This is a genomic window from Alteromonas pelagimontana (assembly GCF_002499975.2).
In the GTDB taxonomy this organism is placed as follows: Bacteria; Pseudomonadota; Gammaproteobacteria; order Enterobacterales; family Alteromonadaceae; genus Alteromonas; species Alteromonas pelagimontana.
In genome coordinates this window covers 111435-126562 of record NZ_CP052766.1, presented here as the reverse complement: position 1 = coordinate 126562, position 15128 = coordinate 111435, and the positions used below count along the sequence as shown (strand labels likewise).

At 46.2% G+C, this 15128-nt stretch carries 14 protein-coding genes; 8 read left to right on the top strand and 6 right to left on the bottom strand.

Going from position 1 to position 15128, the window contains the following annotated elements:
- Positions 1 to 80 precede the first annotated feature (80 nt).
- Together CA267_RS00610 and tnpA (CA267_RS00605) are read left to right on the top strand one after the other, a co-directional pair.
- Positions 81 to 2582, top strand: coding sequence for a S9 family peptidase (locus CA267_RS00610; RefSeq protein ID WP_075610051.1), 2502 nt, complete (start codon positions 81 to 83; stop codon positions 2580 to 2582).
- A gap of 166 nt (positions 2583 to 2748) precedes the next feature.
- Positions 2749 to 3183 carry an IS200/IS605 family transposase gene (gene tnpA, locus CA267_RS00605; RefSeq protein WP_075609268.1) on the top strand — a complete coding sequence of 145 codons (435 nt, stop codon included), beginning with the start codon at positions 2749 to 2751 and terminating at the stop codon, positions 3181 to 3183.
- A 113-nt stretch (positions 3184 to 3296) separates the two neighbouring features.
- Here tnpA (CA267_RS00605) and rrtA read toward each other — a convergent pair whose 3' ends face one another.
- The gene (gene rrtA, locus CA267_RS00600) at positions 3297 to 3884 is read right to left on the bottom strand and encodes a rhombosortase (protein WP_075610052.1); all 588 of its coding nucleotides are present in this window, start codon (positions 3882 to 3884) and stop codon (positions 3297 to 3299) included.
- Between the two features lie 94 nt (positions 3885 to 3978).
- Here rrtA and CA267_RS00595 point away from each other — a divergent pair, with 94 nt between their 5' ends.
- The 3 genes from CA267_RS00595 to tnpA (CA267_RS00585) all read left to right on the top strand — a co-directional run bounded on the left by CA267_RS00595 (position 3979) and on the right by tnpA (CA267_RS00585) (position 7144).
- Entirely contained in the window at positions 3979 to 4743 is a 765-nt protein-coding gene (locus tag CA267_RS00595; protein ID WP_083638434.1) for an enoyl-CoA hydratase, read from the top strand.
- Between the two features lie 15 nt (positions 4744 to 4758).
- Entirely contained in the window at positions 4759 to 6525 is a 1767-nt protein-coding gene (gene ggt, locus CA267_RS00590; RefSeq protein WP_408609402.1) for a gamma-glutamyltransferase, read from the top strand.
- 184 nt (positions 6526 to 6709) lie between these two features.
- The gene (tnpA, locus tag CA267_RS00585; protein WP_097349204.1) at positions 6710 to 7144 is read left to right on the top strand and encodes an IS200/IS605 family transposase; all 435 of its coding nucleotides are present in this window, start codon (positions 6710 to 6712) and stop codon (positions 7142 to 7144) included.
- A gap of 167 nt (positions 7145 to 7311) precedes the next feature.
- Here the strand turns inward: tnpA (CA267_RS00585) and CA267_RS00580 are convergent, their stop codons facing one another.
- Positions 7312 to 7773 (bottom strand): nuclear transport factor 2 family protein, encoded by a 462-nt coding sequence (locus tag CA267_RS00580; protein ID WP_075609270.1) that lies wholly within the window; start codon positions 7771 to 7773, stop codon positions 7312 to 7314.
- 187 nt (positions 7774 to 7960) lie between these two features.
- Entirely contained in the window at positions 7961 to 8926 is a 966-nt protein-coding gene (gene cysK / locus CA267_RS00575; RefSeq protein WP_075609271.1) for a cysteine synthase A, read from the bottom strand.
- Between the two features lie 353 nt (positions 8927 to 9279).
- Between cysK and CA267_RS00570 the strand changes: the two genes are divergently transcribed.
- From CA267_RS00570 to CA267_RS00560, 3 genes are read left to right on the top strand one after another with little or no spacing between them, the layout of a single operon-like run.
- Positions 9280 to 10257, top strand: coding sequence for an XdhC family protein (locus CA267_RS00570; RefSeq protein WP_075609273.1), 978 nt, complete (start codon positions 9280 to 9282; stop codon positions 10255 to 10257).
- Complete coding sequence (locus tag CA267_RS00565; protein ID WP_075609274.1) at positions 10242 to 10850, top strand: nucleotidyltransferase family protein; 609 nt, start codon at positions 10242 to 10244, stop codon at positions 10848 to 10850. The genes CA267_RS00570 and CA267_RS00565 overlap by 16 nt, the downstream gene beginning before the upstream one ends.
- A 35-nt stretch (positions 10851 to 10885) precedes the next feature.
- A complete protein-coding gene (locus CA267_RS00560) occupies positions 10886 to 11572 on the top strand; it encodes a rhomboid family intramembrane serine protease (RefSeq protein WP_075609275.1) in 687 nt (228 codons plus the stop codon).
- Between the two features lie 12 nt (positions 11573 to 11584).
- Here CA267_RS00560 and CA267_RS00555 read toward each other — a convergent pair whose 3' ends face one another.
- From CA267_RS00555 to moeA, 3 genes are all read right to left on the bottom strand, one after another.
- The gene (locus tag CA267_RS00555) at positions 11585 to 12193 is read right to left on the bottom strand and encodes a MarC family protein (protein WP_075610054.1); all 609 of its coding nucleotides are present in this window, start codon (positions 12191 to 12193) and stop codon (positions 11585 to 11587) included.
- A gap of 73 nt (positions 12194 to 12266) precedes the next feature.
- Positions 12267 to 13640 carry an MATE family efflux transporter gene (locus tag CA267_RS00550; protein WP_097349205.1) on the bottom strand — a complete coding sequence of 458 codons (1374 nt, stop codon included), beginning with the start codon at positions 13638 to 13640 and terminating at the stop codon, positions 12267 to 12269.
- 7 nt (positions 13641 to 13647) lie between these two features.
- Positions 13648 to 14904, bottom strand: coding sequence for a molybdopterin molybdotransferase MoeA (moeA, locus tag CA267_RS00545; RefSeq protein ID WP_075609277.1), 1257 nt, complete (start codon positions 14902 to 14904; stop codon positions 13648 to 13650).
- Positions 14905 to 15128 lie beyond the last annotated feature (224 nt).

Genomic DNA, 15128 nt, shown 5'->3' with positions numbered 1-15128 from the left:
AAAGATGAAGCTTGACCCGGGTAATCAGGCGTTGAGTATAATGGTTGATGACAACCCATAAAAAACCAGACAGACTTATAATGAATAAAATAACTACACTCTTGTTGGCGGCAGGGCTTACCGGCTCTTTGGCAGCGTGCACGGCAACCAACAGTGCTTCAAACACTGCTGCACCTGCACAAAGCCAAACGTCATACAAAAACACGGCACCCGCTGTTGTTACTCCTGAAGTTGCGCAGTCCGGAAACGCCGCAAACGCTATTACCTTAGAAAAAATTATGTCTGATCCGCAATGGTTAGGCCAAGCGCCGGAAAATGCGGGCTTCTCCATTGACGGCAAACATATCGTCTTTGAAAGGGAGCGTATAAACAGCGACATTTCTGACCTTTATCAGGCGGACATTAACACTCCTGCTCAGGCGACTAAGGTAGCGCTTGAAGACCGGCATCTCTATCAATATGACGAGTACGTCACCAGTCAGGACGGCAAGGTTACCGCCTTTCGGGCAGAAGACAGTGTATTTGCGCAGTTCTCCAATGGTGATGTTGTTCAACTGACAAGAGGCGGAGCGCCGTTAAGTAACCTGCAATTTATGGTAGATGGCAGACTGATGGCACAGTCGGGCGATAAGATTGTGGCTATTAATCTGACAACGGGCCAACGTCAGGAATTAGTTAGCTGGAAATTTGCCGAAAAGCCTGAAGCCGTTAAAGCGTCAAAAGATTACATTGCTGAGCAGCAGGTTAGTCTTATCCAGTATATTGCCAAACAACGCCAGCACCGTCAGGCCGTTGCCGATGAACATGCTGCGCTTGCCGCGGTAAACCCTGCAGTTGCGCCAAAACCCATTTATTTTAATAAAGATGACCGCCTGGTCGCGGCGTCGGTGTCTCCTAAAGGCGATACTGCCATTATTGTAACTACCGCGCAAAAGCCTTCCCGCGACGATTCCGATATCATGCCGCATTATATTCAGGAAGATGCCCGAATTGCCGCTAAGGAAGTTCGCCAGCGGGTTGCAGACGCAGAACCAGTAAATCACGATATCTGGCTAGTGAATTTAGAAACCGGTGAGAAGCATGAATTATCTTATGTAAATTTACCTGGCTACAATGAAGATGTATTAGCGGAAGTAAAAGCAGAAAATGCTAAAGCAAAAGGCGAAAGCTATGAAGTAAACCGTTTGCCACGAGCCATCACATTATTGGAAAGCTGGTATTGGCAACAGCCATCTATTCGCTGGCAGCAAGCGGGTAATCAGGTTGCCTTCATGCTTGAAGCCTGGGATAACAAAGACCGTTGGATAGTGACCGTTGATTTTGACAATCATAGACTGGTGAATCAGCACCGCTTACATGACGATGCATGGGTAAACTATCGGTTTAATCAGTTCGGATGGCTGCACAATAGTGAAAAGCTGTTTTTCCAGTCTGAACAAACAGGATACGCACATCTTTATCTGCAAACTCCCGGACAAGCACCCGAAGCACTGACTAAAGGCCAGTATATCGTTGATGAGCCGACTGTAACCCGCGACGACAAATACGTGTATTTCAAAGCCAATAAGAAACATCCTGGAATCTATGAAATTTACCGGGTGAATCTGGCCTCCGGTGAAATGGAAGCCATGACCAATCTTAACGGCATGACCGACTATAAGTTAAGTCCTGACGGCGATACACTGTTGCTTACTCATAGCAAAGTGACGCGACCTCCTGAGCTTTATATTAAGCCCACCGATCCTGCGCTACAGGCAAAGCAAATTACGCATAGCGTTAGCGAGGAATTTCTCGCTATGCCGTGGGCAAAACCGCAAGTGGTAGCAATTCCTTCATCGAATACTGCTCAGCCTATCTATGCTCGCGTATATTTACCGGAAAATTATCAAAGTGGCGAGCCCCGCCGAGCCGTTGTTTTTAATCACGGTGCAGGGTATCTGCAGAACGCTCACTTAGGCTGGTCTGGTTACTTCCGCGAATTCATGTTCCACAGCATGCTGGTACAACAAGGTTATGTGGTGTTGGATATGGATTACCGCGCATCGGCAGGTTACGGGCGCGACTGGCGCACCGCGATTTACCGGCAGATGGGTAAGCCGGAAGTAGAAGATTTGCGTGATGGTGTCGACTGGCTGGTTGCAAATGCCAATGTGGATCGTGAGCGAATCGGTACTTACGGTGGTTCGTACGGTGGCTTTCTGACGTTTATGTCGCTGTTTACCGCGCCGGATTTATTTGAAGCCGGTGCAGCGCTACGTCCTGTTTCCGACTGGGCGCACTACAACACACCTTATACGGCTAATATACTTAACACTCCTGAAGTGGACCCCATTGCTTATGAGAGAAGCTCGCCTATCTATTTTGCGGAAGGGCTTGAGAAACCGCTGCTGATCAATTCCCCCATGGTTGATGATAACGTGTTTTTTGAAGATTCGGTGCGGCTGGTGCAGCGTCTTATCGAGCTTAAGAAGCAGAACTTTGAGATTGCAATTTATCCCGTAGAGCGCCATGGATTTGTGCAGCCCACGTCCTGGCTGGACGAATACCGCCGGATTTATAAGCTGTTCGAAACAAACCTATAGCCTAACGTTCCTATTGATAAAATCGCCTCTCCAGAGGCGATTTTTGTTTTCAGCCCTAAACCACCTACTTCAGTAGGTGGTTATCATTAATGTCAGGGCTTTGCCCGTATACCTACCCATGTTAAATCTCCCTTTGATTTTTAGCGAAGTCAAAAAGGAAAATAACATGAGTAGATACGAGCAAGCATCGCACGTGTTTTGGCGATGTCAATATCACATAGTCTGGACTCCGAAATACCGGTTCAGGATATTATCGAATAAATTAGGCAAAGATGTTTACAGGTGTATTCACGTCTACTGTCAGCAACTCGACTGCATAGTGATGGAGTTGAACGTGCAGATAGACCATGTTCACCTAGTAGTAAAAATTCCTCCAAAGCTGTCGATATCAAACCTGATGGGTGCTTTAAAAGGCAAGATAGCTTTGAAACTATTCAATAAGTACCCACATTTGAGAAAGAACAAAATGTGGGGAAACCACTTCTGGCAACGAGGTTACTTTGTTGATTCAGTGGGAGTGAACGAAGAGATCATTAGACGTTATGTACGTCACCAGGAGAAGGTTGAAAGACAAGAGCAAGCTCAGCTCGCCCTAGAATAGAAGGCCCCCTTTTAGGGGGTTCACACAAAGCCACCTTCTTTAGAAGGTGAATTCTTTACACCTGAAATAGCTGTTGTCGATAAACCTGAACGTTATCTGGCGTTACTACGGCGCTAGTGCCGAGGCCGGCTTAACATCACCATTGCCGTAAATAACAGCAAACCGGATACTGCGCCGTAAAGGTGAGCATCAATAGCAACATTGGCATCGATAAGGGCTGCAACCTCCGTGCTACCTCCTGTTAATTGCTCGTAGAGAACTTTGCCACTGACCCCAATTAGCAGTAGCCATCCAGATTTCATTCCCTGTCGAATATCCATACAAGCACCCCAAATAAAAATACCGTGGAGTGCACCGGAAAGTCCTACGTACCAGATAAGATTGGCCGAAAACCAATAAATACCGATGCTGGTTCCCAGGCAACACCAGAAAAATAGTTTAATGTATCTGACTGGCCGATAATGTTCACCGTGCAGCGCCCAAAGTAAAAGCAGTCCTGCTATGTTCATTACTAAATGGTAGCCATTAGTGTGAACCAGGTTACCGGTGATCAAACGCCAGGTCTCAAAACCTTCTATAGCATAGCGATCATACGCCAGATAGTCGCTGGACCGGGGTTCACAGAAGAAGGCAAGTATAGAAAGTACTGCAACAATTAATGGTCCAATTGAATAGCGAGGAGCCAGTGGCAGAGCGATCATCATTGATAGTGATTTCTCTAAAAGTGGAATGAAGGCTATGATACAGAAAAACATAGCGAAGTTGTTGGTTTCCCGTGGAAGAAAGGAAAAGTATATGAGCAAGGTAAGTTGTAAAATAGACGCAGGCATAATGACACTGGCACTCGACCGTGCAGATAAGAAAAATGCGCTAACCAGAGACATGTATCAAACGCTTGCTGATGGCATTAGTAATGCCAGTGAAAATCAAGAGATAAAAGTGGTGTTGATCCGCGGGAATGGCGACTGTTTTACCGCGGGGAATGATATCAGCGACTTTGCCCGCGGTGATGATGGTGAGCATGTCGCAGAAACGGTAGCCTTCATGAATGCGCTGACTGACTGCAGAGTACCTGTTGTTGCGCAGGTGCATGGTCTTGCCGTGGGTATAGGTACCACAATGCTGTTACATTGTGATTTAGTGTATTGTGCGCCTGAAACAAAATTTGTTTTACCATTCATCAATCTGGGATTGGTGCCTGAGTACGCCTCCAGTTATTTGCTTCCTCGTCTTGCCGGCCACCGTAAAGCCAGTGAATGGTTAATGTTAGGCGAACCTTTTGGCGCAGCCGAAGCGGCTCAGTTTGGCCTGGTAAGCCAAATTGTAGACTTACCGGCATTGGAAAATAAAGTTAATTCGGTATGTCAGACACTTGCCACTAAACCTGTGTTTGCACTCACGCAAACAAAGTCGCTAATGAAAAATGAATCGCAGATGATTCATCAACAAATCAATGTAGAATTAGATGTATTTCTAGAAGCGATGGGCACAGAAGCTGCGCAAGAAGCGTTCGATGCCTTTTTACATAAGCGTCCGGTCGATCGCGCTAAATTTAAATAAGAGGAAATTCCGATTTTGTTCAGACATTCCATTCGAAAAGTCGTTGGCGCTGTTGTTAGCTGGTGTGTGCTTACCGGCTTTTTCGGGCCATATGCCGCAATAGCGCAAACCATTGAAACCCGAGAGCCAGAAGCTTCAACCGGTTATGTTGAAAAGCAGGCATTTACCAGCAATGAGTATATGGTGGTTGCTGCCAATCCTTATGCGGCGTTGGCGGGACGAAATGTTATCGACAAAGGCGGCAGCGCTATTGATGCTGCCATCGCTGTTCAAGCTATGTTGACTTTGGTTGAACCCCAGTCGTCAGGTATTGGCGGGGGCGCATTCATTTTATATTGGGATAATAAAAAGAAAGTGCTTCACACCTTTGATGGCCGCGAAACCGCGCCGTCGAAGGTCAACGCCGACTGGTTTATGAAAGACAATAAACCTGTAGATTGGCTTAATGCCGTGGTTGGTGGCAAATCAGTCGGCGTCCCAGGTGCACTTAAGGCGTTGGAAATGGCGCATAAGCAGTTTGGTAAGCTTCCTTGGGAGCCACTTTTTGATGATGCAATTCAAACTGCTACTAAAGGATTTAAAGTGTCGCCCCGTTTAGCCAGTCTAGTGGCCCTTGACTATCACCCTGGACTGAGAACGTTTCCCTCAAGCTCTACGTATTTTTTTCCTAATGGAATGCCATTAGAAGCCGGGATAATAAAGAAAAATAAGCCTCTGGCAAATACGCTGGAACACATTGCGAAAGACGGTAGCGGGTATCTTTACAATGGCCCACTTGCGGAAAAAATTGTGAAAGCAGTAAATTCCGCTCAAGTAAATCCTGGCGCGATGGAGTTAGCAGATTTAGCTGAATATAAGGCCATTGAGCGCAAGCCAGTGTGCGGCAAATATCATGACCGCACAGTTTGTGGGATGGCTCCGCCAAGTTCTGGTGGTATTAATGTTTATCAAATTCTAAAGCTACTGGAGGATAAAAATCTTTCTGCCTTAAAACCTGACAGCGCTGAGTTTGTCAATTTATTCGCTCAGGCAAGCGCTCTCACTTTTGCTGACAGGGACATGTATATTGCCGACAGCGACTTCACCGAATTACCCTTTGCTGCACTCATTAACGCCTCATATCTGCACCAGAGAGCAGCATTGATAGATAAAACGAAAAAGTGGAGTAGGGCACGTCCTGGTAACCCGTATTCAGACGCTAACATATCAAGCGGCGCCTCCTTTGAACAACCTAACACCAGTCATGTTTCTATTGTAGATAAAGAAGGCAACGCCGTGTCCATGACTACCAGTATTGAATTTATGTTCGGTTCAGGATTAATGGTAGAAGGGTTTTTATTGAACAATCAGTTGACAGACTTTTCTTTTAACCCTTTAAAAAATAACCGTCCTGTTGTTAACCGTGTGGAGCCAAAAAAGCGTCCCCGCAGCGCCATGAGTCCGACTATGGTATTTGATAGTGAAGGCGAGCTTGAAATCGTGGTGGGCTCACCAGGAGGTAGCAGAATTATCGATTATGTGGCGCAGACTTTAATTGGTGTAATAGATTTTGATCTTGACATCCAACAGGCGATTAACTTACCAAAAGTTACCAACCGGAATGATTATACTGCGCTGGAGAAGGGCACGCCGATTACTAATTTGCGCGGTCCCTTGGAAGCCATGGGGCATCCGGTGAATGTCATCGACTTAAATAGCGGGTTGCATGGAATTCAAATTGTTGATGGAAAGCTGGTGGGGGGCGCAGATCCTCGTCGCGAAGGAAGGGCAGTCGGCAATTGACGTAAAGAAGCAGTCTTCCAGAGAATGTCATATAAAAGCCGTGTTCGGAAGACACGGCCTTTTGTTTTCAGCCCTAAACCACCTACTTCAGTAGGTGGTTATCATTCATGTTAGGGCTTTGCCCGTATACCTACCCATGTTAAATCTCCCTTTGATTTTTAGCGAAGTCAAAAAGGAAATTAACATGAGTAGATACGAGCAAGCATCGCACGTGTTTTGGCGATGTCAATATCACATAGTCTGGACTCCGAAATACCGTCTCAGGATATTATCGAATAAATTAGGCAAAGATGTTTACAGGTGTATTCACGTCTACTGTCAGCAACTCGACTGTATAGTGATGGAGTTGAACGTGCAGATAGACCATGTTCACCTAGTAGTAAAAATTCCTCCAAAGCTGTCGATATCGAACCTGATGGGTGCTTTAAAAGGCAAGATAGCTTTGAAACTATTCAATAAGTACCCATATTTGAGAAAGAACAAAATGTGGGGAAACCACTTCTGGCAACGAGGTTACTTTGTTGATTCAGTGGGAGTGAACGAAGAAATCATTAGACGTTATGTACGTCACCAGGAGAAGGTTGAAAGACAAGAGCAAGCTCAGCTCGCCCTAGAATAGAAGGCCCCCTTTTAGGGGGTTCACACAAAGCCACCTTCTTTAGAAGGTGGATTCTTTACTCTCTCTGTTTTATGGCGAGAGCGAACGTCGGGTTCGCTTCGTGGCGGCACCTTGTCCATCAACCGTAGGGTGCGTTCTGAGCGGATCATCTTTGATGTAGGTTGATATTACATAAAATGATCAGGATGAATACGACTAACTTTCCATGTACCATTTTCTTTTATTAGCTCTACCCGGCGCAGATCTTCACGACGCTCATCATTCACTTCTCCGCTAAAAAACAAGGTAACTGTAGCCTTATCGGAAAACTGAGAACGACCTACCTTACCGCCACCCTCCGGGGTAATCACTACGCTATCAAATTTCAGGTTCATCACATGCCGCTGTACATTGCTGTTCGTATGATAACTTCTTAAAATGCGAGCCAGCCGGTTCGTACTTAAGGCAACAGCCTGACTGATATCCGGTTCTAGATATATGCTCTGCATAAACTTAACAGAGGTATATTCAGGCGTATTTTCATGCAACATGCCATAGCGGCCAAGCCCTTCTTCTTTCTCACCACAGGCGCTGAGCATCATCATACTCAAGATAACAAACACTGTACGTTTGAAAGAGAGACTAAACATCGTCTATGTAATCCATAATAAAACCTGCTTGATTGTGTCGTACTATCCTCGACAACATGAAATTAGCTGGCCGCCAGATGCAGATAGTTTGAAACTATCTGATGCGAATTTCTTTACCACAAACTAGCAAAACAGGTATTAAAAAGCGAGGTATAAACCTCGCTTCAATATGAATTACATTAAATGATTATTGTTGTTCTTCCTGTTCGCCGAAAGCGCCAGCAAATAACGGGCTGCTTAAGTAGCGTTCGGTGGCACTCGCTAACAGTACAACTACAATTTTATCTTTGTTTTCCGGACGTTCTGCAAAGCGTTTGGCTGCGACTACCGCGGCACCAGATGATATGCCTGCCAGTATGCCTTCTTCCACCATTAGACGATGCGTCATTTCCATACATTCTTCGTTAGTGACTTGCGCCACTTCGTCAACAATGTCTAAATCCAGATTACCTGGAATGAAACCCGCGCCGATACCTTGTATTTTATGCGGGCCAGGCGTTAGTTCTTCGCCTTTTTTTGCTTGAGTAATGACCGGTGAATCGGTGGGCTCGACAGCGATAGAGACAATAGCTTTGCCTTTAGTATTTTTGATATACCGACTTACCCCGGTAATGGTGCCGCCGGTACCTACGCCTGCGACAAAAGCATCAACTTTACCATCGGTGTCATCCCAGATTTCAGGCCCGGTTGTTTTTTCGTGTATAGCGGGATTGGCAGGGTTATCAAACTGTTGGAGTAATACGTATTTGTCAGGATCAGAAGCGACGATTTCCTGGGCCGCGGCTACTGCGCCTTTCATTCCCTTAGGGGCTTCTGTCAATATTAAATTTGCACCCAGTGCTTTAAGCAGCTTTCTGCGCTCCAAACTCATGCTACTTGGCATGGTTAGCGTTAGCTTGTAACCTCGTGATGCGGCAACGAAAGCCAGCGCTATTCCGGTATTTCCGCTGGTAGGTTCAACAAGCTCTTTACCAGGCTTTAGTACACCGCGCTTTTCTGCATCCCATATCATGTTTGCGCCGATACGGCACTTTACGCTGAAACTCGGGTTCCGCGATTCCATTTTGGCATACACGTTACCGCCTGTGACCCGATTAAGTTTAACTAACGGCGTACGGCCGATAGAAAGTGAATTGTCGTCAAATACTTGCATTGTCGTTCCTTACCTGGTTTGGAATACCTATATTTTAGTGAAAGTTTTCGTCGTTATGGAGTCATTACACCATAACTATAATTGTGGTATCCATCTTTACCCCTATATCATTGGTGGCATTTGCAAAAATGCAAAGTGCTTTTTCGCTATATGATATGGTTATTTTAAAAATACCTGGTTTTATATAATAATGGCATCAGGACGAGCATCGACATGAGCTTGTCCTGCTGCTTTGTGACCTTTACCCGTTCTGAATCGTATAACGACCATGAATGTTGAACGCTTGACGTCATCCTGAACGGTGCAAGCGCTAGGGCGATCATATTTATAGCTAGCTTAAAAGGCATGAGATCATGAAGCACCATCTTTACCACATTTTGCGCGATTGGATTTCGCAAAAGGACGACTACAAGTGGATTCTTGTTACAGTAATCGGAACCCGGGGGTCGTCCTACCGCAAAGCGGGAGCCATGATGTTGTTTAATGACACTGGTAAGCAAATGGGGATGGTTAGCGGTGGTTGTTTAGAAAGCGATATTTTTCACCACGCCAGAAAGTGTTGGTTAAAAGGGCACAGTAAGCAAGTTACTTACGATATGCAGGAAGAAGGCGATATTGCCTGGCGTTTAGGCATAGGTTGCGGCGGAGAGGTGACGTTGCTACTGCAACCGGTGAATGCCGAAAATAACTATTTGCATCTACCTGAAGTATTAGAGCGGATGCAGGCTAATCAACCGGTGGACTATGCCCAAAGCTTACGTCCGGGCCCGGCAGCTTCTTTAATTACCCGACCCGAGCAAAAAGAAGACTGGTTTGTACATCGGCTGACGCCACCCAGTACGCTGCTGATATTAGGAGGTGGTATTGATGCCATACCTCTGTGTGATATAGCGGCCAGAATTGGCTGGCGGGTGGCGGTAAACGATCCGAGAGCAAGGTACGCGCGCTCGCAGGATTTCCTATCAGCCACTTATACCGGCGAGAGTGAAATTGAAGACTTGGCTTGTAATCAATGGTATCAACAGGCAAATGCTATAGTGCTGATGCATCATCAAGTTGACTTAGATGCCAAAGCTGTAGCGTTAATTGCACGTCATCCGAATGCGGCATTACAATATTTGGCGTTGCTTGGACCAGTTCATCGATATAAAAGGGTACTGAAATCAGCTAAGTTACAAGCCTCTGCTTTACCTGTTCCAATTTGTGCGCCAGCGGGATTTCCAATAGGTGGAGAATTGCCGGAATCCATTGCACTTTCCATTCTGTCGCAGGCTCACGCGACCCTCTATGAGCAACAGACGCATTCGCAAAATTCATGTCGATTCGCTTAAGGATAATTTTACTCGCCGGTGGAAGTAGCCGACGATATAACGGTAACAAATTGTTCTCCAACCATCCTGGGGGCGAACCATTACTGCAATATACGGTAAAGCAATATGCTCCTCTATGTGAGACGCCTATTGTGCTGGTATCAGGCGCTTATCATCAACAGATCAGTGCAGATTTTTCGCACTATGACATCTGCCACCTTGTTTATAATCCTGGCTGGCAAGAAGGCATTGCCAGTAGCATTCGTAATGGTATTCAGTATCTGCAACGTGAGGGTAGCCATTTCTCTCATGTGCTAATAGGTTTAAGTGATTTACCAAAGGTGACCACCGCATCGTTACAGCACTTGACAATAGCCGCGCAAGAGCATCCACAGCGTATTATTGCCAGTCGGTGGGGAGGCAGGTTGTCGGCGCCGGCAATTTTTCCTGTAGAGTATTTGCCGCAACTTATGATGTTATCGGGAGATAAAGGCGCAGGTAAGCTGCTTAATAATCCGGAAAACGCTAGTTTCTGTAAGGGTGTTGAACATCCTGAAGCTGCCTGTGATATCGACCGTACAAGAGATTGGGATTCGATCAATTTTCATCACTAAATTGTTTTTTTTACGTTCGCCCACACGTACAGTAAATGAAAACAAAGAATCTTCATTATTCCCTCTATAGCGCCATAATGGCCAGTGTGAGCGCTGTTGCAGCGCTTTGGGTTATCCAGTCGGCGGGTATCTTGTTCCACTTACCGTTAGGCATGCTGGGCATAGTGCCGCTTGAATGGTCGCGGCTGCCGGGCATACTTACGGCGCCTTTAGTACATAGCTCTTATGAACATTTGTTCAATAATACCTTGCCGCTTTTAATTTTGGGTACCGCGCTGTTATACGGATACCCGCAGACTCGTTTCAAAGCACTAGGATTTTCCTGGTTGATTTCTGGAATTGGCGTGTGGTTGTTTGGTCGCGATGCCACCCATCTGGGCGCAAGTGGTGTGGCTCACGGTTTGTTTTTTTATTTATTTGTTGTATCTGTTATGCGGCGCGACGCGCGTTCCGTCGGGCTTATGATGATCGCGTTTTTTATGTATGGCGGGATGGTAATGACTATTTTTCCCCGCGATCCTGAAATTTCCTATGAGGCGCATTTTTTCGGTGCTTTAGGCGGTACCGTCTGTGCCCTGCTGTTTTGGAAGCGGGATCCAAAACCCACGCCCAAGCATTATGAATGGGAAGGAAAAGACGAAGACGATCCGCTCATCGGCAATTTATGGGAGAGAAATTCGGCTTCAGACGATTCACGAGAAGTGAGCAACAAAACTCAGTAATCGGTTTTTCTGTTAAATAGCAAAATAGACCTTAATTCCGGCAAGCGTATTGGCTGTTGCCAGTGAAGCCAGAATAAGGCCCATTACCCGGCTGATAATACTGGCTCCGGCTTCACCAATTACTCGAATGATGACATTGGCCATAATCATAAGAAGAAGGGTTAAAAACAATACGCCCACCATCACCATTGCTGTTTGAGCTTGTTCCCAAAGTGTGTAGACCTTATTTTCGGTGAGTAAAACAGCGGCGAGCATAGCGCCGGGGCTTGCAATAGAAGGAACCGCGATGGGGAAAACGGCTATTTCACGCGGCGACTTCATCATTCTTATTTCTTTTCCTGGCTTTCCTTCGCCAAAAATCATAGTTAACGCGAACAGGAAAAGCACGATTCCACCTGAAATTTGAAATGCGGGTAACGGAATTTTCATAACGGTCAAGATGAACTCGCCAGCAATGATAAAAAACAGCAGAATACTGGTGGAAGTAAGAAATGCCATTAGCGCTATTTTACGTCTTTCTGCAGCAGAGTGGCGTTGAGTACACGCCACGAATACTGGAATGGTGCCAATGGGATCGATAACTGCGAAGAAGTAAATCAACACTGGCACAATTTCAATCACTGATTCATGCTCCATTGCGGGTTGAAGATCTGGTTTCTACATTCTGCTTTTTGCAAAAGGGTATACTCTTTCATTATTGCGCCAGGTTCGAATGCCGGGCATAGCGCCTTTGAATTACCCATACTCGTGATCCCAACATCACCGCAGCGCTGCTTAATCCTACAATAAACCCAATCCAGAATCCGGCTGCGGACAAAGGCGCGTCGGTCAGCCAGTCGGTACGTCCTAATATTATCCCTGTAGGAAGTCCAATTAGCCAGTACGCACAAAAGGTAATTAAAAACATTGCCGTGGTATCTTTATAGCCGCGAAGTGCGTTGGCGGAAATAACTTGTATGGCATCAGAAAATTGAAACAGAGCGGCAAATATCAGCAACGAGTTCGCTAATTCAAAAACCTCATCATCGGTAGTATATAAACCAATAATGAAACTTTTAGCCAAGACAGTAAATGACGCGGTCAATATTGCTACTAGCAATCCGATTGTTAGTGCACTTTTTACTGCCACTCTGGCCTGTCGATAGCGATTTTGCCCAATGCGATAGCCAACGCGAATCGAAACTGCCATTCCTAAGCTCATGGGAAACATGAACATAAGTGCAGAAAAGTTTAGAGCAACCTGATGCGCAGCGACAGTAGTGGCACCAAAAGGCGCTAACAACAAAGCAACAACGGCAAATAAGGTGACTTCAAATAGCAGCGTCATGGCGACAGGCAGGCCGAGTTTAAAGATGCGCGCCATCATTCCCGCTGAGGGCGAAAATACCTGGGCAAACAGCGCGTATTGTTTCAGGCGAGAAGAAAACCTTACATAAACAGCAGTCGCTATCATCATTGCATAAATGACAATGGTGGTGGCAATGCCGCAGCCTGCGCCACCAAATGCGGGAATAGGCCCGGCACCGTAAATAAACAGGTAGTTTCCCAGCACATTAAAGGCCAGGCCAATGACGGTAATCACCATGGTGGGCTTAGTATTACCCAGCCCTTCGCAGAAGTTTCGTAACCACTGATAGAGCGCAAAACCTGGCATAGAAAGAAGCACAAAATGTACATAGTCTACGGTGATTACTGCTAATGCATCTTCCATCGGAAAGAGTGTTACCAGCGACTCGGTAAACGGATAAATACACATTATTATCAGGCTGACAATCACCAGTAAGTAGCCCGCTTGCTGGGAGGCGCGAGCAATATCGCTGGTCGCGCCTTTACCGTGAAAACGGGAAATGATAGGCGGCAATGCTAAAGCGATACCTTGAATAAAACATAACAGCGGTACCGTTATGCTAAATCCCAAGGCTACGGCGGCCATATCTACGGCATCGTAGTGTCCAGCCATAACAGTATCTACCACGCCCATCAACATCTGCGTTAGCTGCGCAACCAATAACGGCCAGGTAAGTGAAACTAACCGTTTGCTTTCAAGGGCAGAACGGCGGGAAATAATGATCATGTTAAGGTGGTGTCCAGTTACCGGTTACAGAGAAGGGTTGGATTATTACGGTGTCTCCAACTGCGAGGTTACCTTGTTGGGCAGGGATCACCAAAAAGCAATTGGCTTGCGTCATCGATGTCATTACACCTGAGCTTTGCTTAGGCAGAGGCTTTACACATAGCTGATTATTATTATCAGTGAACATGGTTGCACGCTGAAAGTCTTCTCTGCCGGGGCGTCTGACAACCTCTTTTTGAAGTATGGCGTGTAATGTAAGCTGACTGCTTGTATTTGGTAACTGTTCACCCTGCAGCTTTCGAATAAGCGGCATTACTAACTTCTGCGTGGTCACAAACGCCGACACAGGATTACCGGGCACGCCACAAAAAAGACAACGCCCCAGTGTTCCAAAAGCAAAAGGTTTACCGGGTTTAATGGCAATTTTCCAAAAATCGATGCTGCCTAATTCGCCCACTATTGCCTTTACAAAATCGGCATCGCCCACCGACACGCCACCACTGCTAATAAGAATATCTTCTTTCTCAGCGGCGCGAGTAAATATGCTCTTTAATGCGGCAGGATCGTCCTTCACGATGCCATAATCTGTGATTAAGACTTGAAACGGGGCCAGTAAACTGCAAATGCCAGCGCGATTGGATTCGAAAATCTGGCCGTTACTCAATGAACCACCAGGCGCAACCAGTTCATCACCGGTAGCCACAACGCCTACCTTAACTTTGGGAGTCACATGCAAATGCGCCAAACCCAAAGATGCCAGCAACATAATGTGACTGGCTTCGATTCGAGTGCCACGTTCGATCACAGTTTCACCTTTGACTATGTCGCTTCCACAGCGGCGAATATTGTCTCCCACTGAAGCAGATTGAAGCACAGTAAGGCAGTCACCTGCACGATGGGTATCTTCCTGAATGACAACGGCATCAGCACCCGCGGGAATAGGCGCACCTGTCATTATTCTTATCGCTTCGCCATCTGCGACTGTGAAAGGGGCTGGGTCCATGCCTGCGGTGAGAGTGCCAGTAATGGTTAATTTACCTTCTGCTACCGCGTTACCTGATTTCACAGCGTACCCATCCATGGCAGAGTTATCCCACGGTGGTACATTGACTGGAGCAGTAATATCATTGGCAACCACACGTCCCAGGGCGTCTTCTAATGCAATAGACTCGGCGCTTGAAACAGCGGGCGCCGCCTGCAATATTCGATTAACGGCTTCGGAAAGTGGCAGCCAGGCAGAAGAACTCTGTAACACCATTATATCTCCCAAAGTTGAATAAAAATAAGTGAGTTAATTCTCGGAAATAATCGCTTCATATACTTTAATTAGCAGTTACGAGGGCTCATTTTATGAGTGCAGTTTGAGAAAAGCGACATGGATCACCCGCACCGCTAGCGTAGTGGCGATTACGTCAGTTTTTCCAAAGAGGGGATTATCGCGTACTTACAACAGCTTGCCAACGAAAGTGTAGAGAATAAACA

Excerpts from the sequence above, each read along its gene's own strand:
- tnpA (WP_075609268.1), top strand. The coding sequence starts at position 2,749 with ATGAGTAGATACGAGCAAGCATCGCACGTGTTTTGGCGATGTCAATAT.
- tnpA (WP_097349204.1), top strand. The coding sequence starts at position 6,710 with ATGAGTAGATACGAGCAAGCATCGCACGTGTTTTGGCGATGTCAATAT.
- CA267_RS00570 (WP_075609273.1), top strand. The coding sequence starts at position 9,280 with ATGAAGCACCATCTTTACCACATTTTGCGCGATTGGATTTCGCAAAAG.
- CA267_RS00610 (WP_075610051.1), top strand. The coding sequence starts at position 81 with ATGAATAAAATAACTACACTCTTGTTGGCGGCAGGGCTTACCGGCTCT.
- CA267_RS00580 (WP_075609270.1), bottom strand. The coding sequence starts at position 7,773 with ATGTTTAGTCTCTCTTTCAAACGTACAGTGTTTGTTATCTTGAGTATG.
- moeA (WP_075609277.1), bottom strand. The coding sequence starts at position 14,904 with ATGGTGTTACAGAGTTCTTCTGCCTGGCTGCCACTTTCCGAAGCCGTT.
- CA267_RS00565 (WP_075609274.1), top strand. The coding sequence starts at position 10,242 with ATGTCGATTCGCTTAAGGATAATTTTACTCGCCGGTGGAAGTAGCCGA.
- cysK (WP_075609271.1), bottom strand. The coding sequence starts at position 8,926 with ATGCAAGTATTTGACGACAATTCACTTTCTATCGGCCGTACGCCGTTA.
- rrtA (WP_075610052.1), bottom strand. The coding sequence starts at position 3,884 with ATGATCGCTCTGCCACTGGCTCCTCGCTATTCAATTGGACCATTAATT.
- CA267_RS00560 (WP_075609275.1), top strand. The coding sequence starts at position 10,886 with ATGAAAACAAAGAATCTTCATTATTCCCTCTATAGCGCCATAATGGCC.
- CA267_RS00595 (WP_083638434.1), top strand. The coding sequence starts at position 3,979 with ATGAGCAAGGTAAGTTGTAAAATAGACGCAGGCATAATGACACTGGCA.